This window comes from Enterobacter sp. GER_MD16_1505_Eko_090, from assembly GCF_003331015.1.
Lineage (GTDB): Bacteria > Pseudomonadota > Gammaproteobacteria > Enterobacterales > Enterobacteriaceae > Enterobacter > Enterobacter roggenkampii.
This window is the reverse complement of the sequence record NZ_PUQF01000016.1, coordinates 1-21,692: the sequence shown is the minus strand read 5'-3', so window position 1 is coordinate 21,692 and position 21,692 is coordinate 1. Positions and strand designations below refer to the sequence as shown.

The following is a 21,692-nucleotide window of genomic DNA, read 5'->3' as shown; positions in this document are numbered from 1 at the left end:
GAAATGTCGAGGCGGATCGCATTTTTATTTCGACATTACAAAAATCCAGTAAATGGCCTTTTTGTCTCCTGTCCGCCGTCTTCCTGATTGCCTATTGTTTGCCACAACATCTTTATGGTTTTAGGCCAGGAGCGACATATGAAAGAGTTGGTGCATATTCTCAAGAACACGCGGCAGCATCTGATGACCGGGGTGTCGCACATGATCCCGTTTGTGGTCTCGGGCGGCATTCTGCTGGCGGTTTCGGTCATGTTGTATGGCAAAGGCGCGGTGCCCGATGCCGCAACCGATCCCAACCTGAAAAAGCTCTTTGATATCGGCGTGGCGGGGTTAACGCTGATGGTGCCATTCCTCGCCGCCTATATCGGCTACTCCATTGCAGAACGTGCCGCGCTGGCTCCCTGTGCAATTGCCGCCTGGGTGGGCAACAGCTTCGGTGCCGGGTTCTTTGGCGCGATTATCGCCGGGATTTTCGGTGGGATTGTCGTTTGGTACCTGAAAAAACTGCCGGTCCCGAAAGTGCTGCGTTCCGTTATGCCAATTTTCATCATCCCGATTATCGGCACGTTTATCACAGCAGGCATCATGATGTGGGGGCTGGGCGAGCCTGTAGGCGCGCTGACCACCGGCCTCACCCAATGGCTGCAAGGTATGCAGCAGGGCAGCATCGTGGTACTCGCCATCATTCTCGGTCTCATGCTGGCGTTCGATATGGGCGGCCCGGTTAACAAAGTGGCGTATGCCTTCATGCTGATTTGCGTTGCGCAGGGTGTCTATACCGTCGTTGCGATTGCCGCCGTGGCTATTTGCATTCCACCGCTGGGATTAGGGCTGGCAACGCTGATTAATCGCAAGAATTTTACCGGTGAAGAGCGTGAAGCGGGTAAGGCTGCATTAGTGATGGGCTGCGTGGGGGTCACCGAAGGGGCCATTCCGTTCGCCGCTGCCGATCCTCTGCGTGTCATTCCCTCCATCATGCTGGGATCCGCATGTGGCGCAGTGACGGCCGCCGTGATGGGCGCACAATGCTATGCCGGTTGGGGCGGGCTCATCGTTCTCCCTGTGGTGGAGGGCAAGCTAGGCTACATCATGGCGGTTGCCGTGGGGGCTGTGGTGACGGCCATTAGCGTTAACGTGCTCAAGAGTTTTGCCCGCAAGAATACAAAACAGGTCGAGGAAAAAGAGGACGACCTGGATCTGGATTTCGAAATTAACTGAGTGAGGAAAAGAACATGGCCCGAATTATCGCAGTAACAGCATGTCCGTCAGGCGTTGCCCATACCTACATGGCGGCCGAAGCGCTGGAAAGTGCCGCCAAAGCTAAAGGTTGGGAAGTGAAGGTTGAAACGCAAGGGTCGATTGGCCTCGAGAACGAACTGACGGCAGAAGACGTTGCCGCCGCAGATATGGTGATCCTGACCAAAGATATCGGCATTAAATTCGAAGAGCGCTTTGCCGGGAAAACCATTGTACGCGTCAATATCAGCGACGCGGTAAAACGCGCCGACGCCATCATGAACAAAATTGATGCCCACCTGGCGCAAACCGCCTGACGCTCTCCCGCCCTTCGGGGCGGGCTCGTTTTCCTTTACAGGAGTTCCCTCATGACGAATCGTACCCAGCGTTTGAAAGACGCACTTTTTGCCAGTCCACGTGAAATCTCGCTTGAGCGTGCTTTGCTCTATACCGCCAGCCATCAGCAGACGGAGGGCGAGCCGGTTATCATCAGGCGAGCAAAAGCCACGGCGTACATTCTTGACCATGTGAACATCGCGATTCGTGATGAGGAACTGATTGCCGGAAACCGGACCGTTAAACCGCGCGCGGGCATTATGTCCCCTGAGATGGATCCGTACTGGCTGCTTAAGGAGCTGGACCAGTTTTCCACACGTCCGCAGGACCGCTTCGAGATCGGCGAAGCGGATAAGCAGACCTACCGCGACGTGCTGTATCCCTACTGGGAAAAACGGTCGATGAAAGATTTCATCAACAGCCAGATGACGGATGAGGTGAAAGCCGCTGTAGGGACGCAAATTTTCAGCGTCAACCAGACGGACAAAGGACAGGGGCATATCATTATTGATTATCCGCGCCTGCTGAATAACGGGCTGGGTGCGCTGGTGGAGCACATGCGAGAATATTGTGCCCGCGATGCGCAGAACACGTTCTATGCCGCCGCGCTGATTCTGCTTGAAGCGTCCCAGCGTCATATTCTGCGCTATGCTGCGCTGGCTGAAACGCTTGCGATCGGCTGTGATGACGCTTCACGGCGTGAAGAGCTACGAAAGATTGCCGAAATCTCGCGTCACAACGCGCAGCATAAGCCGCAAACGTTCTGGCAGGCGTGTCAGCTGTTCTGGTATATGAACGTCATTTTGCAATACGAATCTAACGCCAGCTCGCTTTCTATCGGGCGCTTCGACCAGTATATGCTGCCCTTTTATCAGGCTTCGCTTTCGCAGGGGGACGATCCCGCATTTCTGAAAGAGCTACTGGAATCGCTGTGGGTGAAGTGCAATGACGTGGTGCTTTTACGTTCGACGAGTAGCGCACGTTATTTTGCTGGTTTCCCGACGGGTTATACCGCGTTGTTGGGCGGTTTAACGGAGAGCGGCCGTAGCGCAGTGAATGTGCTTTCCTTCCTGTGCCTGGATGCTTACCAGAGCGTTCAGCTTCCTCAACCGAACCTTGGCGTGCGGGTTAACGAACTTATCGACAGTCCTTTTCTGCTTAAAACGGCGGAGACGATCCGCCTGGGCACCGGTATCCCGCAGATTTTCAATGACGAAGTGGTGGTGCCCGCTTTCCTGAATCGGGGGGTGTCGCTGGAAGATGCGCGCGACTACGCGGTGGTTGGCTGTGTAGAACTGTCAATTCCGGGTAAAACCTACGGTCTGCATGATATCGCGATGTTTAACCTGCTGAAAGTAATGGAAATCGCGATGCAGGAGAACGAAGGTAATGCTGCGCTGAGTTATGAAGGCTTGCTGGACCATATTCGCGCCAAAATTAATCACTACATTGCGCTGATGGTTGAGGGGAGCAACATCTGCGATATCGGCCATCGAGACTGGGCACCGGTACCGTTACTCTCTTCATTTATCAGCGATTGTCTTGAATCAGGGAAAGATATTACCGACGGCGGGGCGCGGTATAACTTTTCTGGCGTTCAGGGGATCGGGATAGCCAACCTGAGTGATTCACTGCACGCCCTGAAAGGGCTGGTCTTTGAACAGCAGCGCTTAAGTTTTGATGAGCTCTTAGCCGTGTTGAAAGCGAACTTTGCTACCCCAGAGGGCGAAAAGGTGCGTGCAAGGTTGATCAACCGCTTCGAAAAATACGGCAATGATATCGATGATGTCGACAATATCAGCGCTGAACTGCTGCGCCATTACTGTAAAGAGGTCGAAAAATACCGGAACCCACGCGGCGGACAGTTCACGCCAGGCTCTTATACCGTATCGGCACACGTGCCGCTGGGGGCGGTGGTGGGAGCGACACCGGATGGCCGCTTTGCCGGAGAGCAACTGGCTGACGGTGGGCTCTCGCCGATGCTTGGGCAAGATATGCAGGGCCCAACGGCGGTACTTAAATCGGTAAGCAAGCTGGATAACTATCTGTTATCTAACGGTACGCTGTTAAACGTTAAATTCACCCCTGCGACGCTGGAAGGCGATGCCGGGCTGCAAAAGCTGGCGGATTTCCTTCGCGCTTTCACCCAGCTTAAGTTGCAGCATATCCAGTTCAACGTGGTGAACGCGGAAACATTGCGTGAAGCGCAACAGCGTCCGCAGGATTTTGCCGGACTGGTGGTGCGCGTTGCCGGCTACAGCGCCTTCTTTGTTGAGTTATCGAAGGAGATCCAGGATGACATTATCCGCCGCACAGCGCATCAGCTGTGACGTGGTTGAAACGCGCGCCGAGGTGGCGCGTATTTTCAATATCCAGCGCTACTCATTGAATGACGGTCGCGGCATCCGTACGGTGGTCTTTTTTAAAGGTTGTCCTCACCGTTGTCCGTGGTGTGCGAATCCGGAGTCGATTTCACCGAAAATCGAGACGGTGCGTAGAGAAAGTAAATGTCTTCACTGCACCCCCTGTTTATGGGACGTCGATGAGTGCCCCTCCGGCGCATTTGAGCCTATCGGGCGGGATGTTACGCTGGAGGAGCTGGTAAACGAGGTCATGAAAGACGATGTCTTCTTTCGTTCCTCGGGAGGCGGGGTGACGCTCTCGGGTGGCGAAGTGTTGCTGCAGGCGCCTTTCGCGACACAATTTCTACAGCGATTACGCCGTTTCGGCGTGCATACGGCCATTGAAACGGCAGGCGATGCCCCTTTGTCCCGACTCATGCCGCTGGCTCGCCAGTGTGATGAAGTGTTGTTTGATCTGAAGATTATGGACGCGGATCTGGCCCAATCGATTGTGGCAATGAATCTTCCCAGAGTGCTGGATAATTTCCGCCAGCTGGTGGCTGACGGGATAAACGTGATTCCTCGTGTGCCGCTTATTCCTGGCTATACGCTTAACGAAACGAACATGGCGCGCGTGCTGGCTTTCCTGCTACCTTCAGGAATACGGCAACTGCATTTATTGCCCTTCCATCAGTATGGGGAGCCAAAATACCGTCTGCTGGGACAGGAGTGGGGAATGCGGCAAGCGATCCCTCCGACAGAAGATGAGGTGTCAGCGATGCGTCAACTGGCAGAGCGCGAAGGTTTCAATGTTACCGTGGGAGGCTGAACATGACAGTGATAACGGGACGTCATCTGGTGGCGGTGACCGCGTGCGTCAGTGGCGTTGCACATACCTATATGGCTGCCGAACGGCTGGAAAAGCTCTGCCAGCAGGAGAAGTGGAGCGTTAACATTGAGACGCAGGGAGCGTTGGGCGTTGAGAGCGAGCTTACGGAAGACGACATCCGGCGTGCCGATGTCGTATTGCTCATTACCGATATCGAACTGGCGGGCAGTGAACGTTTCGAGCATGCGCGCTACGTGAAGTGCGGTATTAGCGCCTTTTTACGCGACCCACAAAAGGTGATGGGGGCGGTGCGTAAAATGTTAGCCGCTCCGCAGCATACTCAGGTCATTCTGGACTAATCGCCTTCCCGGTGAGCTGGCTGTGATACTGGCGACGGTATTCTGACGGCGAACGTTCGGTGTTCTTACGAAACAACCGACAGAAATAGTTGCTGTCAACAAATCCGCAGGCATGCGCCACCTCTTTCACTTTCAAATCATACCCTTTCAGCAACTGGCGCGCGTGTTCCAGTCGGGTGTGCGTCAGGTACTCATTGAAACCCACTGCGCCCGTTTTCTGGAACAGATGCGACAGGTAGTTTGGGGAGATATAAAACGCCTGCGCGACGGATTCCCGGGTAAGGGGAGTGGCGTAGTGTTCGTCAATATAGACCCGAATCGCTTCAAACAAAGCCTGGCTGCGGGAGGCGGTTTGGATCTGACTACCCAGCAGGTCGACGCAGTGGCTAAGCAGGCTGGCAATAATCAGCCGCGCGGTTTGTTGCTCATGCGGTTGCATCTGCATTTCATGAAGCGTCTGTAAGAGTAGCGATCCAATACGGGGACCGCGGCGGGCAACGTGTTGCTTTGTCAGGTTTCGAACGTCTATACCATTCCAGTGCAAAAGGCTAAACCCAAGCTGCTGTTTGCCAAACAGGATGCTCAGCGTTGTTGCGGGTGCTTGCCATTGCGGATTATTCCAGCCGCCAGCCGGGACGTATAAAACATCACCCTGCTGTAAAACGCAGCCAGCCTGGTCTTTCATCGAACCTTCGATCGCGATCTCCAGACGTGGAAAATCGACCTGCAAGGCAAGTTCGGGGGCGGAGGTCGCGGAGTTTGCAAAATGAACCTGACGCAGCGGCGTTGTGCCGTTGATCAGGTTAGTCAGGATCTGGGTAATGTCGTGGAGCATGGTGTGGATACCAGGGTATTGCCGGGTGGCGCTAACGCTTACCCGGCCTACTTATCGTAGGCCCGTGCAAGCGCAGCGCCGCCGGGCGTAAAGCATTAGCCGGTGTTACGCATACCCGCCGCAACGCCCGCAATCGTCACCATCAGCGCCTGTTCAACGCGTGGATCCGGCTCTTTCCCTTCTTCTTCTGCCAGACGCGAACGGTGCAGCAGCTCTGCCTGCAGGACGTTCAGCGGGTCGGTGTAGATGTTACGCAGCTGGATAGACTCGGCAATCCACGGCAGGTCCGCCATCAGGTGTGAGTCGTTAGCGATGTCCAGCACCACTTTGATGTCGCCTTCCAGCAGTTCGCGCAGCTCTTTGCCCAGCGCCCACAGCTCGGGCTTCACCAGGCGCTGATCGTAGTATTCCGCCAGCCACAGGTCGGCTTTCGAGAAGACCATCTCCAGCATTCCCAGACGGGTAGAGAAGAACGGCCAGTCGCGGCACATGGTTTCCAGCTCGCTCTGTTTACCGTCTTCCACCACTTTTTGCAGTGCGGCACCGGCACCCAGCCAGGCGGGCAGCATTAAGCGGTTCTGCGTCCAGGCAAAGATCCACGGGATTGCACGCAGGGATTCAACGCCGCCGGTCGGACGACGCTTGGCAGGACGCGAGCCCAGCGGCAGTTTACCCAGCTCCTGCTCAGGCGTGGCTGAACGGAAGTAAGGGACGAAATCTTTGTTTTCACGCACATAGCCGCGATACAGATCGCAGGAGATGCCTGACAGCTCGTCCATGATGCGGCACCAGGATTCTTTTGGCTCCGGCGGTGGCAGCAGGTTGGCTTCCAGGATCGCGCTGGTATAAAGCGACAGGCTGCTGATGGTCACTTCCGGCAGGCCGTACTTGAAGCGGATCATCTCGCCCTGCTCGGTCACGCGCAGGCCGCCTTTCAGGCTTCCCGGCGGCTGTGACAGCAGTGCTGCGTGAGCAGGCGCGCCGCCACGGCCAATTGAGCCACCGCGTCCGTGGAACAGGGTCAGCTCGATACCGGCTTTTTCGCAGGTTTTGATCAGTGCATCCTGCGCCTGATACTGCGCCCAGGATGCCGCCATCACGCCCGCATCTTTTGCGGAGTCGGAATAGCCGATCATCACCATCTGTTTGCCCTGAATAAAGCCGCGATACCAGTCGATGTTCAGTAGCTGGCTCATCACGTCGTTGGCGTTGTTCAGGTCGTCGAGGGTCTCAAACAGCGGGGCGACAGGCAGGGCGTAGTCGATGCCCGCTTCTTTCAGCAGGAGGTGAACGCCCAGCACGTCGGATGGGGTTTTCGCCATGGAGATCACATAGGCGGCGACCGATCCTTTCGGTGCGTCCACGATCGCTTTACAGGTGTTGAGCACTTCGCGGGTATCGTTGCTTGGCTCCCAGTTGCGCGGCAGCAGAGGGCGCTTGGAGTTCAGCTCGCGGATCAGGAACGCCTGCTTGTCGGCTTCGGACCAGCTTTCATAGTCGCCGATGCCGAGGTAGCGGGTCAGCTCGCCCAGCGCTTCGGTATGACGGGTACTTTCCTGACGAACGTCGATACGTACCAGCGGCACGCCGAAACACTTCACGCGACGCAGGGTGTCGAGCAGTTCGCCGTTGGCAATGATGCCCATCCCGCAGGCCTGGAGCGATTTATAACAGGCGTACAGCGGCTCCCAAAGCTGTTCGTTCTGGCTGAGCAGGCCTTCTGGTTTTGGCAGACGCTGGCCTTTCAGGCGCGCTTCCAGCCAGGTCTGAGTGGCCATCAGCTGACCGCGCAGTTTTTTCATCAGGAAACGGTACGGCTCGCTGGCACCTTCTTCACCGGCCAGCGCGCGCAGTTCCGGCGTCGCTTCCACCATCGACAGCTCGGAGATCAGCACCTGAATATCTTTCAGGAACAGATCGGTCGCTTTCCAGCGGCTCAGCAGCAGGACGTGACGGGTGATTTCTGCGGTGACGTTCGGGTTGCCGTCGCGGTCGCCGCCCATCCAGGAGGTAAAGCGGACCGGCACAAAGTCGACCGGCAGACGGTAGCCCAGGTTCGCTTCCAGCTGTTCGTTCAGCTCGCGCAGGTAGTTCGGTACCCCTTCCCACAGGCTGTTTTCCACCACCGCAAAGCCCCATTTAGCTTCGTCGACCGGGCTTGGGCGATGCTTACGAATTTCATCGGTGTGCCAGGACTGAGCAATCAGCTGGCGCAGGCGGCGCATCAGCTGGTTGCGTTCATAGTCGGCAATGTCTTTGTTATCCAGCTGCTTCAGGCAGTTGTTCACTTCCACCATTTTGTGGATCAGGGTGCGACGGGTGATCTCGGTTGGGTGAGCGGTCAGTACCAGCTCCAGCGAAAGTGACTCCACCGCTTTTTTGATGGTGGCTTCGTTGAGGTCTGGCTGGTCTTTCAGTTTACGAAGGGTGCGGGCAATGACTTCCGGGTTGCTGGCCGCTTCGCCGTTTGGCGAAATGCTGTGGTATTGCTCAGCGGTATTTGCCAGGTTCAGGAACTGGCTGAATGCGCGTGCAACGGGCAGCAGCTCGTCGTTCGAGAGGTTCTGCAAGGTGGTGAGCAGCTCCTGACGACTGGCCTCGTTACCGGCACGGGAAGATTTAGACAGCTTGCGGATGGTTTCAACGCGGTCGAGGATGTTCTCCCCCAACGCATCTTTGATGGTATCTCCAAGCACTTTGCCGAGCATACTGACATTACTACGCAACGCGGAATATTGTTCGTTCATAAAAACCCAGTCACCCCATCATTTTTGTTTATGCCCAGGCGAAAATCTTCTGGACATTATTTTGTCATCTCCCTTTATAAAGCCACGTAAAACCCCCGTCGTCAATTGCTGCGAAAACGGTTCAGCAAACGAATAAATGTGGGCAATTTACGAAATTTAATTCGCATTGCGTCAGATAAGAGATGCTTATGGAAATGTGACGGAGATCGCGGGATTTTCCCCTCTCTTCCGAGAGGGGAAAGGTCATTAATGCCAGCAGAAATGATGTACAACCTGGGTAATCAGTTCGCGGGTGGGCTTGATAAAGCGGGTTTCAAGATATTCATCCGGCTGGTGCGCCTGGTTGATGGAGCCAGGGCCAAGAACCAGCGTCGGGCACAGCGTCTGAATAAACGGCGCTTCGGTGCAGTAGTTCACCACGTCAGTCTTTTCACCGAGCAGCTTTTCCACCACTTCGACCAGCTGATGGTCCGGCGGGCATTCATAACCCGGGATCGGCGGGTGCAGTTCCGAGACCGTCAGACGGCCCGGCCAGCGCTCACTCACCGGGGCCAGTGCTTCGTTCAGTAAACCATCCAGATCGCTCAGGGTCATGCCCGGCAGCGGTCGGATGTCCATGTGCAGCTCGCAGCAGGCGCAGATACGGTTGGAGGCATCACCGCCGTGCAGGCTGCCGAGATTGAGCGTTGGATACGGCACGGTGAACGCCTCATAGTGGTAACGCTCTTTCAGATCGTCGCGCAGGGTCATGATGCGGCCGATGGCGTCATGCATCAGCTCAATGGCGTTGACGCCGCGCGCCGGATCGCTGGAGTGGCCAGACTGGCCGAGCACGCGCACGGCGGTAGAGATATGGCCTTTATGCGCGCGAATCGGTTGCAGAGACGTCGGCTCGCCGATGATCGCGCAATCCGGACGAATCGACGTGTTTTCTGAGAAGTAGCGCGCGCCCGCCATGCTGGTTTCTTCATCAGCGGTCGCCAGAATGTAGAGCGGTTTTTTCAGCTTCGTCACGTCCACGTCACGCAGCGCGTCGAGGATAAAGGCGAAGAAGCCTTTCATGTCTGCGGTGCCCAGACCGTAGAGCTTGTTGTCGTGCTCGGTCAGGGTGAACGGATCGCGCGTCCAGCGGCCATCGTCAAACGGCACGGTGTCGGTGTGACCGGCCAGCAGCAGGCCGCCCGCACCGGTTCCGGTACTGGCGAGCAGGTTAAATTTGTGGCGAGTGCCGGGGACGGGCTGAACCTCAACGTTAAACCCAAGATCGCTAAACCAACCCGCCAGCAGATTGATTAAAGACTCATTGCTCTGATCCAGCGCTTCTTCGGTTGCGCTGATGGACGGTGTGGCAATCAGGGCGCGGTAGATCTCGATAAATGGCGGTAAGTTCATTTTCATTGTTGACACACCTTAGGTCGTGATAGTATCAATATTCATGCAATAAATGTGAATAAAAATACATTAACGTTGAGCATAAAGGAACCCGATGTTGAATACGCTGATTGTAGGCGCTAGCGGTTATGCGGGCGCAGAGCTTGTAAGCTACGTGAATCGCCATCCACATATGACCATAACCGCTTTGACCGTGTCAGCGCAAAGCAATGATGCAGGAAAGTTAATTTCCGATTTGCATCCGCAGCTTAAGGGGCTGGTCGATCTGCCTTTGCAGCCCATGTCTGACATCAGCGAGTTTACCGACGGCGTCGACGTGGTGTTTTTAGCCACCGCGCACGAGGTCAGCCACGACCTGGCGCCGCAGTTCCTGGCGGCCGGATGCGTGGTGTTCGACCTCTCCGGCGCGTTCCGCGTTAACGACGGCGCGTTCTACGAAAAATATTACGGTTTCACCCATCAGCATCCGGATCTGCTTGAAAAAGCGGTGTACGGCCTGGCGGAGTGGAGCGCAGATAAACTGAAAGAAGCGGATCTGATTGCCGTTCCGGGCTGCTACCCGACGGCGGCGCAGCTTTCCCTGAAGCCGCTGATCGACGCGGGCCTGCTGGATCTGAACCAGTGGCCGGTGATCAACGCCACCAGCGGCGTGAGCGGTGCAGGACGCAAGGCGGCGATCTCCAACAGCTTCTGCGAAGTGAGCCTTCAGCCGTATGGCGTGTTTAACCACCGTCATCATCCTGAAATCACCACCCATCTGGGCGCGGACGTGATTTTCACGCCGCATCTGGGCAGCTTCCCGCGTGGGATCCTCGAAACCATTACCTGCCGCCTGAAGCCTGGCGTGACCAAAGAGCAGGTGAATGAGGTCTTCACGCAGGCGTATGCGGACAAACCGCTGGTGCGCCTGTACGACAAAGGCGTGCCGGCGCTGAAAAATGTGGTCGGCCTGCCGTTCTGTGACATCGGCTTTGCCGTGCAGGGTGAGCATCTCATCGTGGTGGCCGCAGAAGATAACTTACTGAAAGGCGCTGCCGCTCAGGCAATGCAGTGTGCAAATATTCGTTTCGGTTTCCCGGAAACGCAGGCTCTTATTTAAGGTGTGATGATGAACCCATTAATTATCAAACTCGGTGGTGTACTGCTGGACAGCGAAGAAGCGCTGGAGCGTCTGTTTACCGCGCTGGTGAACTATCGCGAATCACACCAACGTCCGCTGGTGATTGTGCACGGCGGCGGCTGCGTGGTGGATGAGCTGATGAAAGGGCTCAACCTGCCGGTGATCAAGAAAAACGGCCTGCGCGTGACGCCTGCGGACCAGATTGACATTATCACCGGTGCGCTGGCGGGTACGGCGAACAAAACCCTGCTGTCCTGGGCGAAGAAACACCGCATTGCTTCCGTTGGCCTCTACCTGGGCGATGGCGACAGCGTAAAAGTGACCCAGCTCGACGAAGCGCTCGGTCACGTTGGACTGGCGCAGCCGGGTTCGCCTAAGCTGATTAACACGTTGCTGGAAGGCGGTTTCCTGCCGGTGGTGAGCTCTATCGGCGTGACCGAAGAGGGCGAGCTGATGAACGTTAACGCTGACCAGGCGGCAACCGCGCTGGCGGCAACGCTGGGCGCGGACCTGATCCTGCTCTCCGACGTGAGCGGCATTCTGGACGGTAAAGGCCAGCGCATTGCGGAAATGACTGCGGCAAAAGCCGAGCAGCTGATTGCGCAGGGCATCATCACCGACGGCATGATCGTCAAAGTGAACGCCGCGCTGGATGCGGCGCGCACGCTGGGCCGCCCGGTTGATATCGCCTCCTGGCGTCACGCGGAGCAATTGCCGGCGCTGTTTAACGGCACGCCGATTGGCACGCGTATTTTAGCGTAAGTTTTTAATGAATGACCGTAGGCCGGGTAAGCGTAGCGCCACCCGGCGGAACTAACGAATAAAGGAACGATGTTATGGCACTTTGGGGTGGGCGTTTTACACAGGCAGCGGATCAGCGGTTCAAACAGTTCAACGACTCTTTGCGCTTCGACTACCGCCTGGCCGAACAGGATATTGTCGGCTCTGTGGCCTGGTCCAAAGCGCTGGTGACCGTTGGCGTACTGACCGCAGACGAACAGCAGCAGCTGGAAGAGGCGCTGAACAACCTGCTGGAAGAGGTACGTCTGGATCCGCAGCAAATTCTGCAGAGCGATGCTGAAGATATTCACAGCTGGGTGGAAGGCAAACTGATCGACAAGGTCGGCCAGTTGGGTAAAAAGCTCCACACCGGGCGTAGCCGTAACGACCAGGTCGCCACCGACCTGAAGCTGTGGTGTAAAGATACCGTCGCGGAGCTGCTGGCGGCTAACCGTCAGTTGCAGACCGCGCTGGTGGAGACCGCACAGAACAATCAGGACGCGGTGATGCCGGGTTATACCCACCTGCAGCGCGCGCAGCCGGTGACCTTTGCGCACTGGTGTCTGGCCTACGTTGAGATGCTGGCGCGTGACGAAAGCCGTCTGCAGGATACCCTGAAGCGTCTGGACGTCAGCCCGCTGGGCAGCGGCGCGCTGGCGGGTACCGCTTACGAAATCGACCGTGAACAGCTGGCAGGCTGGCTGGGCTTTGCCTCCGCCACCCGTAACAGCCTGGACAGCGTCTCTGACCGTGACCACGTGCTGGAGCTGCTCTCCAATGCGTCTATCGGCATGGTGCACCTGTCGCGCTTTGCCGAAGATCTGATTTTCTTTAACTCCGGTGAAGCGGGCTTCGTTGAGCTGTCCGATCGCGTGACGTCAGGCTCATCCCTGATGCCGCAGAAGAAAAACCCGGACGCGCTGGAGCTGATCCGCGGGAAATGTGGCCGCGTGCAGGGCGCGCTGACCGGCATGATGATGACCCTGAAAGGGCTGCCGCTGGCGTACAACAAAGATATGCAGGAAGACAAAGAGGGGCTGTTCGACGCGCTCGACACCTGGCTCGACTGTCTGCATATGGGCGCGCTGGTGCTGGACGGCATTCAGGTGAAGCGTCCGCGCTGTCAGGAAGCGGCGCAGCAGGGCTATGCGAACGCGACCGAGCTGGCGGATTATCTGGTGGCGAAGGGCGTACCGTTCCGTGAAGCGCACCATATTGTCGGTGAAGCGGTAGTGGAAGCCATTCGTCAGGGTAAACCGCTGGAAGATCTGGCGCTGGCCGACCTGCAAAAATTCAGCGCGGTTATCGGGGATGACGTCTATCCGATACTGGCGCTGCAGTCCTGCCTCGACAAGCGTGCGGCGAAAGGCGGCGTGTCGCCTAAGCAGGTGGCGCAGGCCATTGCGGAGGCGAAAAACCGCCTGATTTGATGCCTGAAACGTCGGGTGGCGGCTTCGCCTTACCCGATCTACAAAACCCCAGCCCAACCCTGAGTTGGGCTTTTTTACGCAAAAAAAAGCGGACCACGGGGTCCGCAAAAGTTCACGTTGGCTTTAGTTGTTCGAGTTTTGAGAGAAACTCGCTGACGGTGCGGGGACGTCAAGGGTCAAACACGTGCCGCCTCGTCTATGTGGTGTATTATTCAACAGAATGCTTGATAGGGATAATCGTTCGTTGCTATGCTATCTATCGCCATGAACTATCGTGGCGACGGAGGATGAATAATGAATATTCGTGATCTTGAATACCTGGTAGCGTTAGCCGAGCATCGTCACTTTCGCCGCGCGGCAGATTCCTGCCACGTCAGCCAGCCCACGCTGAGCGGCCAGATCCGCAAGCTTGAAGACGAGCTGGGCGTGATGCTGCTGGAGCGCACCAGTCGTAAGGTTCTGTTCACACAGGCAGGTCTTCTGCTGGTGGATCAGGCGCGCACCGTGCTGCGCGAGGTCAAAGTGCTCAAGGAAATGGCAAGCCAGCAGGGGGAGGCGATGTCCGGCCCGCTGCATATTGGCCTGATCCCAACCGTTGGCCCGTACCTGTTACCGCACATCATTCCGATGCTGCACCAGACGTTCCCGAAACTCGAAATGTACCTGCATGAAGCGCAGACGCATCAGCTGCTGGCGCAGCTGGACAGCGGCAAGCTCGACTGCGCCATTCTGGCACTGGTAAAAGAGAGTGAAGCCTTTATTGAAGTGCCGCTGTTCGATGAGCCGATGATGCTGGCGATCTATGAAGATCACCCGTGGGCGAACCGCGATCGCGTGCCGATGGCCGATCTGGCGGGTGAAAAGCTGCTGATGCTGGAAGATGGCCACTGCCTGCGCGACCAGGCGATGGGCTTCTGTTTCGAAGCGGGTGCTGATGAAGATACCCACTTCCGCGCAACCAGCCTGGAAACCCTGCGAAATATGGTCGCGGCGGGAAGTGGTATTACGCTGCTGCCTGCGCTGGCGGTGCCGCACGAGCGTAAACGTGATGGCGTGGTCTACTTGCCGTGCATTAAGCCAGAGCCGCGCCGTACGATTGGCCTGGTCTATCGTCCTGGGTCACCGCTGCGCAGCCGCTATGAGCAGCTGGCAGAGGCCATCCGCGGTGCGATGGATGGCCATTTTGACAGCGCGTTAAAACAGGCGGTTTAAGCCGTTTAGTGCCGCTACCCGGTAGGCTTCCGCCATGGTCGGGTAGTTAAAGGTGGTGTTGACGAAGTACTCAATGGTGTTACCACCACCTTTCTGCTCCATGATCGCCTGGCCGATATGAATGATTTCCGCGGCGCGTTCACCAAAGCAGTGAATCCCAAGGATCTCTTTCGTCTCGCGATGGAAAAGAATTTTCAGCGTACCCACGCTCATCCCCACGATTTGCGCCCGCGCCAGATGTTTAAACTGCGCACGACCCACCTCGTAAGGCACCTTCATTGACGTCAGCTGCTGCTCGGTTTTGCCGACTGAGCTGATTTCCGGGATGGTGTAGATACCCGTCGGGATATCTTCGATCAGATGCGCCGTCGCTTCGCCTTTCACCAGCGCCTGAGCCGCAATGCGTCCCTGGTCGTAAGCGGCGGAGGCCAGGCTTGGGTAGCCAATCACGTCGCCGACCGCGTAAACGTGCGGCAGGGCGGTCTGATACATGCTGTTGACCTTCAGCTGACCGCGGCTGTCGGTTTCAAGCCCGATATTTTCCAGCTGCAGGGAATCGGTGTTGCCGGTACGGCCGTTGGCGTACAGGAGGCAGTCCGCTTTCAGCTTCTTGCCTGACTTGAGGTGCATGATCACCCCGTCGTCGCAGCCTTCGATCTTCTCGTACTCTTCGTTGTGGCGAATCACCACGCCGCTGTTCCAGAAGTGGTAGGAGAGGGAGTCCGACATCTCCTGATCGAGGAAGGCCAGCAGGCGGTCGCGAGTATTGATCAGGTCAACTTTGACGTCCATTCCGCGGAAGATCGACGCATATTCGCAACCAATGACCCCTGCGCCATAGATAATGACGTGGCGGGGTTCATGGTGCAGGCTCAGAATCGAGTCGCTGTCGTAGACGCGCGGGTGCGAGAAGTCCACGTCGGCCGGATGGTACGGGCGTGAACCGCAGGCAATCACAAATTTTTCAGCGGTGATGGTTTCAACCGACCCGTCGTGGCATTCGAGTGCCAGGGTGTGTTCATCCACAAAATGCGCGTTGCCCTGCAAAATTTCACAGTGGTTACGCTCATAAAACCCCTGACGCATGCGCGTCTGCTGGTTAATGACGGTATCCGCGTGATTCAGGATGTCGGCAAAAGAGGAACGAAGAAGTCGGGAGTGGTCGCTGTAAAGAGGATTCTGGTTAAATTCGATAATGCGGCTAACGGCGTGGCGGAGGGCTTTCGAAGGGATGGTGCCCCAGTGGGTGCAACCGCCGCCGACATTATGGTAGCGCTCAATGACCGCTACTCTGGCTCCCTGTTTCACCAGACCCATAGCAGCGCCTTCGCCGCCGGGGCCGGAACCAATAACTATTGCGTCGTAATCGTAGGAATGTGGCATGGTAAGGCTTACCTGTTCTTATACATAAAAGCAACAGAATCATAACATCATTGCCAGAGTAACCCAATTATCGTTGTGCTTTTTTCCGGCAGTGGAGCACAAACCGCACGTAAACAATCATTCACAAAGCCAGGCAAACAGATTAATTTTATTCTCTGGTATAGTGCCATCAGGCCTTTGGAAGGATTCAACTATCGTGATGGGCGTAAGAGCACAACAAAAAGAGAAAACCCGGCGTTCGCTGGTGGAAGCCGCATTCAGTCAACTGAGTGCCGAGCGAAGTTTTGCCAGTTTGAGCCTGCGCGAGGTTGCACGCGAGGCCGGGATTGCGCCAACGTCCTTCTATCGTCACTTCCGTGATGTGGATGAACTGGGCCTGACCATGGTCGACGAGAGCGGTTTGATGCTGCGCCAGCTGATGCGCCAGGCGCGTCAGCGTATCGCCAAAGGGGGCAGCGTGATCCGTACCTCCGTGTCGACCTTTATGGAATTTATCGGCAATAACCCCAACGCGTTTCGTCTGCTTCTGCGCGAGCGTTCGGGCACATCGGCGGCGTTTCGTGCCGCCGTCGCGCGCGAAATTCAGCACTTCATCGCGGAACTTGCCGACTATCTTGAACTCGAAAACCATATGCCGCGTGCGTTTACCGAAGCACAGGCCGAGGCGATGGTGACGATTGTTTTCAGCGCAGGTGCCGAAGCGCTGGATGTCAGCATTGAACAACGCAAGCAGCTTGAAGAGCGACTGGTATTGCAGCTCAGGATGATCTCCAAAGGCGCGTACTACTGGTATCGCCGTGAACAAGAGAAACTGGCACATCAAACCGAAGAGTGAAGGTGAGTAATGAAACAGTCAGGTCAGGATAAAGGGACGCTGTTGCTGGCATTGATCGCTGGCTTATCCATTAATGGTACGTTCGCCGCTATTTTTAGCTCCATCGTGCCGTTTTCGATTTTCCCGCTGATTGCGCTGGTGCTGACGGTGTACTGCCTGCATCAACGCTACCTGAACCGCACCATGCCGGTGGGGTTACCGGGGCTGGCCGCCGCCTGCTTTATTCTGGGCGTATTGCTGTACAGCACGGTGGTGCGCGCGGAGTATCCGGATATCGGCTCTAACTTCTTCCCTGCGGTACTGTCTGTTGCGCTGGTGTTCTGGATTGGCTCGCGCATGCGTAGCCGCAAGAGCCAGTTACCGGAGTAGAGAAGGGTTTTGTAGGCCGGATAAGCGAAGCGCCATCCGGCTTTTTGGCAGGTGGCGCTTCGCTTTCCTGCCCTACAAGGTCTTCATTACTTCGCCGTGAGTAAAACGCCGCACTCCATATGGTGCGTATACGGGAATTGATCGAACAGCGCCAGACGTTCAATCTTGTGCGTCTGGCTTAACGTTTCCAGGTTTTTGCACAGCGTCTCCGGGTTACAGGAGATGTACAAAATACGTGGGTACGCCTGCACCATCTTCTCGGTTTCGCTGTCCAGGCCACTGCGCGGCGGGTCGACAAAAATCGTCTCACACTGGTAGCTCTTCAGATCGATTCCTTCCAGACGGTTAAACTGGCGTACGCCGTTCATTGCCTGCGTGAACTCTTCTGCGGCCATACGAACGATCTGCACGTTGTCGATATGGTTGGCGGCAATGTTGTACTGCGCGGCGGCCACCGACGGTTTGGCGATTTCGGTTGCCAGAACGCGCTCGAAGTTACGCGCCAGTGCCAGCGAGAAGTTGCCGTTACCGCAGTAGAGTTCAAGCAGATCGCCCTTAGACCCTTCCGTCGCCTTCAGCGCCCACTCCAGCATCTGCACGTTCATCGCGGCGTTCGGCTGGGTAAAACTGTTCTCCACCTGACGATAGACCATCTCTTTACCCGCCACCGGCAGGCGCTCGTCGACGTAGTCCTGATCCAGCATGATTTTGGTTTTTGTCGCACGGCCAATCAGGTGAACGTTGATGTTCTGCGCACGCAGCGCATCACGCAGGGCTTCGGCCTGCTCGCGCCACTCGTCGTTCAGGGCTTTGTGATACAGCAGTGAGACAATGGCCTGATTGCTTTGCGTGGTCAGGTAGTCAATCTGGAACAGCTTGTGGCGCAGCACCGGGTTGTTACGCACGCCTTCAACGATCAGCGTCATCAGCTGATTGATAAGCTCGCTCGCTGCCGGGAAGCTGTCCACGCGAATGCGGGATTTCGTCTGCTGATCGAAAATGATGTGGTACAGGTCGTCACCGTCGTGCCAGATGCGGAACTCTGCACGCATGCGGTAGTGGCTGACAGGAGAGCGGAACACCTCGGGAACGGGCGCGTTGAAAGGCGTCATCATACTTTGCAGGCGGACGACTTTCTCTGCCAGCTGCGCGTCGTACTGTTCTGTCGGGAGGTGTTCTGGGGTCATGATGCGTCCTGAGTGATAAAGAATTACGCGGCGATTGTAGGCATTGTTCAGGGGATGTCCAGAGTTAATGGCCAATAGCTGTCTGGACATCCATACGTGTCTAATTGTAGCATTCTGTTTCCGGTCTCCTGAGAGTGAAAAGGGAATCCAGTGTAAATCTGGAGCTGACGCGCAGCGGTAAAGACTGGCGGGATGAGCGTTGTAGACACTGTGAAAATGGGAAGTCTTCATCCTTATATAGCCACCTAGCCCGAAGACCTGCCGGGATCACGTCGCATTTGGTTTCATCATCGCGTGCTATCGATGAGGCCTGCGGCATCCTTCTTATATTGTGGATGCTTTAACAATGATTAAAAAAGTATCGCTGCTGACGGCGTTGTCCGTCACGGCATTTTCGGGCTGGGCGCAGGATAGCGCAGACTCGTTGGTGGTGACGGCAAATCGTTTTGAACAACCTGAAAAAACTATTCTGGCTGCAACCTCGGTTGTGACGCGTGCCGATATTGACCGCTGGCAGTCAACCTCGGTGCTGGACGTTATGCGTCGCCTGCCCGGCGTGGATACGGCGCAAAGTGGTGGGATGGGGCAACTCTCCTCTCTCTTTATCCGTGGCACCAACTCCAGCCACGTCCTGATCCTTGTTGATGGGATCCGCCTTAACCAGGCGGGCGTCACGGGGTCGTCCGATCTCAGCCAGTTCCCAATCTCCCTGGTACAGCGAATCGAATATGTTCGTGGACCGCGTTCGGCGGTATACGGCTCAGACGCGATTGGTGGTGTCGTAAACATTATTACTACTCGTGCGAAGGACGGTACCACGCTGAATGCTGGCGTAGGCTCGCACGGCTACCAGAATTATGGCGGCAGTACTCAGCAAACACTGGGCGACAGCACGAGCGTCACGCTTGCGGGTGATTACACCTATACCAAAGGGTTTGATGTGGTTGCGGACGGCAACAATGGTGGCCTTGCCCAGACCGATCGCGACGGCTTTATGAATAAAACGCTCTACGGCGCACTGGATCACGCATTCTCAGACCAGTGGAGCGGTTTTGTGCGCGGCTTTGGCTACAGCAACCGTACGGCCTACGACGGCTACTACAGCTCCTTTACCCCTGACGTACTGGTCGATACCCGCCAGCTCTATAGCCAGACCTGGGATGCAGGATTGCGCTTCAACGATGACATCTTTCATTCGCAACTGCTCACCAGCTATAGCCACAGCAAGGACTATAACTACGACCCAAATTTAGGCCGCTACGATTCGACAGCCACGCTGGATGAAATCAAACAGTACAACGTCCAGTGGCTCAACTCCGTTGATGTTGGCCATGGGAACATTGGCGCGGGCGTTGACTGGCAGAAGCAGAGCACCGAGCCGGGTACAAACTACGTGACCAACGGCTACGACCTGCGTAACACCGGCGTCTACCTGACCGGGCTGCAGCAGTTTGGTGACTTCACCCTGGAAGGGGCGGTTCGCAGCGATGACAACTCTCAGTTCGGTCGTCATGGCACCTGGCAAAGCAGTGCGGCCTGGGAGTTCGTGGAGGGGTACCGTTTCGTTGCTTCTTATGGTACGGCCTATAAGGCACCGAATCTGGGTCAACTCTACGGTTTCTATGGCAATGACCATCTTGATCCAGAAGAGAGCAAGCAGTGGGAAGGTGCGTTTGAAGGCCTGACGGCGGGCGTGAGCTGGCGCGTATCCGGCTACCGTAATGACGTTGATAATCTCATCGACTTCGATAATAACCTTCAGCAATATTACAACGTCGGTAAAGCGCGCATTAAAGGTGTGGAAGCGACAGCATCGTTTGATACGGGTCCGTTGACGCATACTGTTGGCTATGACTACGTAGATGCCCGAAATGCCGCAACCAACGAACTTCTGGATCGTCGTGCTAAGCAGCAGGTGAAATATCAGCTCGACACGCAGATCTATGATTTCGACTGGAGTCTGACTTATCACTATCTCGGTACGCGTTACGACACTGACTTTGGTACTTACCCGTCTGAGAAAGTAAAAATGGGCGGTGTAAGCCTGTGGGATGTCGCAGTTTCGTATCCTGTCACCTCACACCTTACAGTTCGTGGTAAAATAGCCAACCTGTTCGATAAAGATTACGAGACAGTTTATGGCTACCAAACTGCAGGACGGGAATACACCTTGTCTGGCAGCTACACCTTCTAATCCGCGCCCTACCGTGCTGGTGTTTGATTCCGGCGTCGGTGGGCTTTCGGTCTATGATGAGATTCGGCATCTCCTGCCGGATCTCCATTACATCTACGCCTTCGATAACGTCGCTTTCCCGTATGGGGAAAAGAGCGAAGATTTTATTGTCGAGCGCGTGGTGGAAATCGTCACTGCGGTACAACAGCGCTATCCCCTTGCGCTGGCCGTTATCGCGTGTAATACGGCGAGCACCGTTTCTCTTCCCGCCCTGCGTGAAAAATTCCAGTTCCCGGTTGTGGGCGTCGTCCCGGCAATAAAGCCTGCCGCGCGTCTGACGGCGAACGGCATTGTGGGCCTGCTGGCCACGCGAGGTACGGTAAAGCGTCCTTATACCCGCGAGCTGATCGACCGTTTCGCCAACGAATGCCAGATTGCGATGCTCGGTTCGGCTGAGCTGGTAGAGATGGCGGAAGCGAAGCTGCATGGCAAGGCGGTATCACTCGACGAGCTGCGTCGTATTCTTCGTCCGTGGCTGCGGATGCCTGAACCCCCGGATACCGTTGTGTTGGGCTGTACCCACTTCCCGCTACTCCAGGAAGAGCTATTAGAGGTGCTGCCGGAGGGGACACGCCTGGTGGATTCCGGAGCGGCTATTGCCCGTCGTACGGCATGGTTGCTGGAGCATGAAGCCCCGGATGCGAAATCTACTGATGCGAATATCGCGTTTTGTATGGCGTTAACAAAAGAAACTGAACAACTTTTACCCGTTTTACGCCGTTATGGCTTTGAAACGCTCGAAAAACTGGCGTTATAGCACGGTTTTGAGCAAAAAAGAGACGGTTGAAAGTTTTTTTTTAAAGAGGGGTTGTCAACGTCTGAGAACTCCCTATAATGCGCCTCCACTGACACGGAACAACGGCTTACAGGCCGCCGGGTTAGCGGGGTTCAGAGATGAACGCCAACAGAGAAAAGCGAAAATAATCACTTGACTCTGAATGAGGAAAACGTAATATACGGGACCTCGCAACGGTGAGCGAAAGCCGCGTTGCACTGCTCTTTAACAATTTATCAGACAATCTGTGTGGGCACTCAAAGTGACATGGATTCTTAACGTCCTCGGACGA

The 21,692-nt window shown here is 56.1% G+C and carries 18 protein-coding genes and 1 riboswitch; of the genes, 13 read left to right on the top strand and 5 right to left on the bottom strand.

The features are described from left to right. Positions 1–138 precede the first annotated feature (138 nt). Genes C6A40_RS17750 through C6A40_RS17730 form a run of 5 tightly spaced genes read left to right on the top strand, consistent with a single transcriptional unit; the run spans position 139 to position 5,102 of the window. On the top strand, positions 139–1,218 hold the full coding sequence (locus C6A40_RS17750; RefSeq protein WP_045336213.1) for a PTS fructose transporter subunit EIIC: 1,080 nt from the start codon (positions 139–141) through the stop codon (positions 1,216–1,218). 14 nt (positions 1,219–1,232) lie between these two features. After that, on the top strand, positions 1,233–1,553 hold the full coding sequence (locus C6A40_RS17745; protein WP_023326311.1) for a PTS fructose-like transporter subunit IIB: 321 nt from the start codon (positions 1,233–1,235) through the stop codon (positions 1,551–1,553). 51 nt (positions 1,554–1,604) lie between these two features. Further along, the gene (locus C6A40_RS17740; RefSeq protein ID WP_045336211.1) at positions 1,605–3,902 is read left to right on the top strand and encodes a formate C-acetyltransferase; all 2,298 of its coding nucleotides are present in this window, start codon (positions 1,605–1,607) and stop codon (positions 3,900–3,902) included. Beyond that, complete coding sequence (locus C6A40_RS17735; protein ID WP_032654083.1) at positions 3,868–4,743, top strand: [formate-C-acetyltransferase]-activating enzyme; 876 nt, start codon at positions 3,868–3,870, stop codon at positions 4,741–4,743. The genes C6A40_RS17740 and C6A40_RS17735 overlap by 35 nt, the downstream gene beginning before the upstream one ends. A gap of 2 nt (positions 4,744–4,745) precedes the next feature. Then, positions 4,746–5,102 (top strand): PTS fructose-like transporter subunit IIB, encoded by a 357-nt coding sequence (locus tag C6A40_RS17730; protein WP_023326308.1) that lies wholly within the window; start codon positions 4,746–4,748, stop codon positions 5,100–5,102. Here the strand turns inward: C6A40_RS17730 and C6A40_RS17725 are convergent. The 3 genes from C6A40_RS17725 to argE all read right to left on the bottom strand — a co-directional run bounded on the left by C6A40_RS17725 (position 5,089) and on the right by argE (position 10,082). Next, positions 5,089–5,937, bottom strand: a complete 849-nt coding sequence (locus C6A40_RS17725) for an AraC family transcriptional regulator (protein WP_045336208.1) — start codon at positions 5,935–5,937, stop codon at positions 5,089–5,091. The two genes, C6A40_RS17730 and C6A40_RS17725, sit on opposite strands and share 14 nt — an antisense overlap. A 95-nt stretch (positions 5,938–6,032) precedes the next feature. After that, positions 6,033–8,684, bottom strand: coding sequence for a phosphoenolpyruvate carboxylase (gene ppc, locus C6A40_RS17720; protein ID WP_045336207.1), 2,652 nt, complete (start codon positions 8,682–8,684; stop codon positions 6,033–6,035). A 246-nt stretch (positions 8,685–8,930) separates the two neighbouring features. Further along, entirely contained in the window at positions 8,931–10,082 is a 1,152-nt protein-coding gene (gene argE, locus C6A40_RS17715; protein ID WP_008501790.1) for an acetylornithine deacetylase, read from the bottom strand. A gap of 88 nt (positions 10,083–10,170) precedes the next feature. Here argE and argC point away from each other — a divergent pair, with 88 nt between their 5' ends. The 4 genes from argC to oxyR all read left to right on the top strand — a co-directional run bounded on the left by argC (position 10,171) and on the right by oxyR (position 14,618). Next, entirely contained in the window at positions 10,171–11,175 is a 1,005-nt protein-coding gene (gene argC, locus C6A40_RS17710; protein ID WP_008501789.1) for an N-acetyl-gamma-glutamyl-phosphate reductase, read from the top strand. A gap of 6 nt (positions 11,176–11,181) precedes the next feature. Next, the gene (argB, locus tag C6A40_RS17705) at positions 11,182–11,958 is read left to right on the top strand and encodes an acetylglutamate kinase (RefSeq protein ID WP_088728450.1); all 777 of its coding nucleotides are present in this window, start codon (positions 11,182–11,184) and stop codon (positions 11,956–11,958) included. 74 nt (positions 11,959–12,032) lie between these two features. Then, on the top strand, positions 12,033–13,406 hold the full coding sequence (argH, locus tag C6A40_RS17700; RefSeq protein WP_008501787.1) for an argininosuccinate lyase: 1,374 nt from the start codon (positions 12,033–12,035) through the stop codon (positions 13,404–13,406). Between the two features lie 294 nt (positions 13,407–13,700). Beyond that, positions 13,701–14,618, top strand: coding sequence for a DNA-binding transcriptional regulator OxyR (gene oxyR / locus C6A40_RS17695; RefSeq protein WP_008501786.1), 918 nt, complete (start codon positions 13,701–13,703; stop codon positions 14,616–14,618). Here the strand turns inward: oxyR and sthA are convergent. Further along, positions 14,601–16,001, bottom strand: a complete 1,401-nt coding sequence (gene sthA, locus C6A40_RS17690; RefSeq protein WP_008501785.1) for a Si-specific NAD(P)(+) transhydrogenase — start codon at positions 15,999–16,001, stop codon at positions 14,601–14,603. The genes oxyR and sthA overlap by 18 nt on opposite strands. Before the next feature lie 196 nt (positions 16,002–16,197). On the opposite strand from sthA, the gene fabR reads away from it, so the two are divergent. Both fabR and C6A40_RS17680 read left to right on the top strand, forming a co-directional pair. Next, positions 16,198–16,836, top strand: coding sequence for an HTH-type transcriptional repressor FabR (gene fabR / locus C6A40_RS17685; protein ID WP_008501784.1), 639 nt, complete (start codon positions 16,198–16,200; stop codon positions 16,834–16,836). 9 nt (positions 16,837–16,845) lie between these two features. Further along, entirely contained in the window at positions 16,846–17,205 is a 360-nt protein-coding gene (locus tag C6A40_RS17680) for a YijD family membrane protein (protein ID WP_008501783.1), read from the top strand. 86 nt (positions 17,206–17,291) lie between these two features. Here C6A40_RS17680 and trmA read toward each other — a convergent pair whose 3' ends face one another. After that, positions 17,292–18,392, bottom strand: a complete 1,101-nt coding sequence (trmA, locus tag C6A40_RS17675; RefSeq protein ID WP_045336205.1) for a tRNA (uridine(54)-C5)-methyltransferase TrmA — start codon at positions 18,390–18,392, stop codon at positions 17,292–17,294. A 104-nt stretch (positions 18,393–18,496) separates the two neighbouring features. Further along, a riboswitch (cobalamin riboswitch) is annotated at positions 18,497–18,672 on the top strand. A 66-nt stretch (positions 18,673–18,738) separates the two neighbouring features. Here trmA and btuB point away from each other — a divergent pair. Both btuB and murI read left to right on the top strand, forming a co-directional pair. After that, positions 18,739–20,586, top strand: a complete 1,848-nt coding sequence (gene btuB, locus C6A40_RS17670) for a TonB-dependent vitamin B12 receptor BtuB (RefSeq protein WP_045336203.1) — start codon at positions 18,739–18,741, stop codon at positions 20,584–20,586. Continuing rightward, positions 20,531–21,382: a glutamate racemase gene (murI, locus tag C6A40_RS17665; protein WP_023293583.1), complete on the top strand. Its 852-nt coding sequence runs from the start codon at positions 20,531–20,533 to the stop codon at positions 21,380–21,382. Before btuB ends, murI begins: the two co-directional genes overlap by 56 nt. Positions 21,383–21,692: the final 310 nt, after the last annotated feature.

Excerpts from the sequence above, each read along its gene's own strand:
- C6A40_RS17750 (WP_045336213.1), top strand. The coding sequence starts at position 139 with ATGAAAGAGTTGGTGCATATTCTCAAGAACACGCGGCAGCATCTGATG.
- C6A40_RS17745 (WP_023326311.1), top strand. The coding sequence starts at position 1,233 with ATGGCCCGAATTATCGCAGTAACAGCATGTCCGTCAGGCGTTGCCCAT.
- C6A40_RS17740 (WP_045336211.1), top strand. The coding sequence starts at position 1,605 with ATGACGAATCGTACCCAGCGTTTGAAAGACGCACTTTTTGCCAGTCCA.
- C6A40_RS17735 (WP_032654083.1), top strand. The coding sequence starts at position 3,868 with ATGACATTATCCGCCGCACAGCGCATCAGCTGTGACGTGGTTGAAACG.
- C6A40_RS17730 (WP_023326308.1), top strand. The coding sequence starts at position 4,746 with ATGACAGTGATAACGGGACGTCATCTGGTGGCGGTGACCGCGTGCGTC.
- C6A40_RS17725 (WP_045336208.1), bottom strand. The coding sequence starts at position 5,937 with ATGCTCCACGACATTACCCAGATCCTGACTAACCTGATCAACGGCACA.
- ppc (WP_045336207.1), bottom strand. The coding sequence starts at position 8,684 with ATGAACGAACAATATTCCGCGTTGCGTAGTAATGTCAGTATGCTCGGC.
- argE (WP_008501790.1), bottom strand. The coding sequence starts at position 10,082 with ATGAAAATGAACTTACCGCCATTTATCGAGATCTACCGCGCCCTGATT.
- argC (WP_008501789.1), top strand. The coding sequence starts at position 10,171 with ATGTTGAATACGCTGATTGTAGGCGCTAGCGGTTATGCGGGCGCAGAG.
- argB (WP_088728450.1), top strand. The coding sequence starts at position 11,182 with ATGATGAACCCATTAATTATCAAACTCGGTGGTGTACTGCTGGACAGC.
- argH (WP_008501787.1), top strand. The coding sequence starts at position 12,033 with ATGGCACTTTGGGGTGGGCGTTTTACACAGGCAGCGGATCAGCGGTTC.
- oxyR (WP_008501786.1), top strand. The coding sequence starts at position 13,701 with ATGAATATTCGTGATCTTGAATACCTGGTAGCGTTAGCCGAGCATCGT.
- sthA (WP_008501785.1), bottom strand. The coding sequence starts at position 16,001 with ATGCCACATTCCTACGATTACGACGCAATAGTTATTGGTTCCGGCCCC.
- C6A40_RS17680 (WP_008501783.1), top strand. The coding sequence starts at position 16,846 with ATGAAACAGTCAGGTCAGGATAAAGGGACGCTGTTGCTGGCATTGATC.
- trmA (WP_045336205.1), bottom strand. The coding sequence starts at position 18,392 with ATGACCCCAGAACACCTCCCGACAGAACAGTACGACGCGCAGCTGGCA.
- btuB (WP_045336203.1), top strand. The coding sequence starts at position 18,739 with ATGATTAAAAAAGTATCGCTGCTGACGGCGTTGTCCGTCACGGCATTT.
- murI (WP_023293583.1), top strand. The coding sequence starts at position 20,531 with ATGGCTACCAAACTGCAGGACGGGAATACACCTTGTCTGGCAGCTACA.